Source organism: Planctomycetia bacterium, from assembly GCA_034440135.1.
In the GTDB taxonomy this organism is placed as follows: Bacteria; Planctomycetota; Planctomycetia; order Pirellulales; family JALHLM01; genus JALHLM01.
The window spans coordinates 1-2,527 of sequence record JAWXBP010000155.1; the positions used below are offsets into that span (position 1 = coordinate 1).

At 58.4% G+C, this 2,527-nt stretch carries 2 protein-coding genes; both read left to right on the forward strand.

From position 1 onward, the window contains the following. Nucleotides 1-286: 286 nt before the first annotated feature. Entirely contained in the window at nt 287-1,486 is a 1,200-nt protein-coding gene (locus SGJ19_09010; GenBank protein MDZ4780378.1) for a tyrosine-type recombinase/integrase, read from the forward strand. Next, nucleotides 1,486-2,484: a tyrosine-type recombinase/integrase gene (locus tag SGJ19_09015; protein ID MDZ4780379.1), complete on the forward strand. Its 999-nt coding sequence runs from the start codon at nt 1,486-1,488 to the stop codon at nt 2,482-2,484. The genes SGJ19_09010 and SGJ19_09015 overlap by 1 nt, the downstream gene beginning before the upstream one ends. Nucleotides 2,485-2,527 lie beyond the last annotated feature (43 nt).

The following is a 2,527-nucleotide window of genomic DNA, read 5'->3' on the forward strand; positions in this document are numbered from 1 at the left end:
GAGCGGCAACTGAAGAACGGAATGCAGGTTTGCATTTGCCACCCCAAGCTGGTGCAGACGGGGCTCGACTTGCTCGAGTTTCCGACGATTCTGTTCTATTAATGTGAAGTTGTCAAAAATGTGGAGTTGATCGTTGAAAGGCTGCAAAATGGGCCTTCCGTGGGCGTTCGACTCCACATTTAGGCGGTAGCATCGGGAGGGTCGCCAGTTCGGCGATCGAATCCCATTCTGTGAGGTACCGATGCTACAGTCCCTTCTTCCCAGGGCTCATGACAAAGTTCGGACATTGCCGCTTCTGGGGGCAATCGCCGAAGGCTTTGACGACTGGCTCATCGCCAGCGGCTACACGTTGACATCGCGGCGATGCGCGATCCATATGCTGACCCATGTTGACGCCGCTCTGCGCCGACGTCACAGTGGCGACATTGCGAGCCTGACTCACGAGGCAATCCACGCGTCGTGGCGCGATCTGATGAAGGTTTTCCCGAATGGTGCTGGAACTGCGCTTTCGGTAGAGCGATATCTGATAACAGCGGCCGTCTTGACGGCGGGCGGATCGGCGCCGGCGTCTGCAAGTTCCCGAGCCGTGGTCTTGAGTGAGGAGTATGCTGATCACCTTCGAGATGTCCGCGGTTTCGCGGCTTCTACCGTTTCGCACCATCGATATGCGGCTCATTGCTTTCTCGATCATCTCCGAACGAAGGAGACGCCACTCGATTCACTCCAGGCCAAGGACATAGAAGGATACATTGGCCAAGTCGGTAAACGGATCAGCCGGGCCAGCCTTCAACACGAGGTTGCCGTCGTCCGCGGTCTGCTGCGTTATCTCGCAACCGACGGTAGAGCGCCTGTCGGAGTGGATCGCCAGATTGACACCCCGCGGCTGTATCAGATGGAAAAGCTCCCGCGTGCTCTTCCTTGGGATCTGGTGATAGAACTTCTGAAGTCCATCGACACCGGATCCGCGATGGGCCTGCGGGACTACACGATGCTGCTCATGATCGCGACTTATGGCCTGCGCGCCAGCGAGGTCGTGGCCATCACCCTCGACGACATCAGTTGGAGGCAGGGCCGCCTGCGAGTTCATCAGTGCAAGACCTCGGCGCCGTTGGAGTTGCCTCTGACCAACGAAGTTTTGGACGCCTTGGTGAGGCATTTGAAGTGCACTCCTCCGCCCGCGCCGTACCGACGAATCTTCCTCAGAATGCGCGCTCCGATGGGTTTGCTGAAGCCCACGGCGATTGTGGAGGTCTTTCAGTCCGCCGTGCGTCATAGTGGCCTGAAGATCCCCCTTCAAGGCGCGCATTGCCTTCGCCACTCGCTGGCGGTCCACTTATTGAAGAACGGAACCCCGCTCAAGACGATCGGTGACATACTCGGCCATCGCACGGCACAAAGCACGTCCGTTTATCTGCGCCTCGCGACTGGTGACCTCCGTGAAGTGTCTCTGGCTGTTCCTGGAATCCGAGCCAAAGGGGGGCAGTGATGGCGCAACCTCCGGCGTTTTCATCCGTCGTTGCTCCCATCCTCCGAAGGTATGTTGACCTCAAGCAAGCCCTGGGGCGGCGTTTTTCTGCCGTAACATATACGCTCCTGTCGATGGACCGCTGCTTAAATGCCGGAAAGTGCCGCGACTTGAATGCCGACGCTTTTAAGGCTTGGTGCAGGACTCATGAGCACGTTGCCTCCGGTGTCCGCCGCGCGTGGATGTTTGAAGTCTACAACTTCTGTCTCTATCGACGGCGTACCGAACCGCAATGCTTCGTTCCCGATCCGAGCACTTTCCCGCCACACCATCAGCGACTCATACCGTACATCTTTTCCGAGACTGACGTGGCGCGCCTGCTTGATGCGACCGCCGATGTGAAGCGGCATCCCTACTCACCGCTTCGCCCGGAGGTATTGCGGCTCGCGATTGTCCTGCTGTTCACCACCGGGATCCGACGTGGAGAACTGCTGAAGCTCACCCTTGGCGACTACAGCCGCCAAGAGTCGACACTCCACATTCGGGAGACGAAGTTCTTCAAGTCCCGCCTCCTTCCGGTCAACGGCGACATCGCCCAGGAGATTGAGCGTTATCTCGTGGTTCGATCGAGGCAGAACCTTTCCGCCTCGCAGGACACGCCGCTCATCTGGAATGCCAGACAAGGTGGACGACCCTATACGGGCTCCGCTCTACAACTCTGCCTGCAGCCGCTTTTCAAGGATTGCCGCATCGTCACCGCGCATGGCAAGTTACCGCGGATTCACGATTTTCGACACAGTTTCGCAGTCACTGCCCTTTTGCGCTGGTATCGAATGGGCGCCGATGTTGGGGCCAAGTTGCCATTACTGGCGACTTATCTGGGGCACGGCGACGTGTCGTCCACGCACTACTACTTGCAGTTCATCGAACCGCTACGCACGGCGGCGAGCAATCGCTTTGCCGATCACTACGGCGCGCTGGTTGTTCCACCCCATGTGCCGAAAAGGCGACGCCGATGAAAACACCATCCCCCAATCTACTCGGCGCCATCGTTCGCGACTA

Excerpts from the sequence above, each read along its gene's own strand:
- SGJ19_09015 (MDZ4780379.1), top strand. The coding sequence starts at position 1,486 with ATGGCGCAACCTCCGGCGTTTTCATCCGTCGTTGCTCCCATCCTCCGA.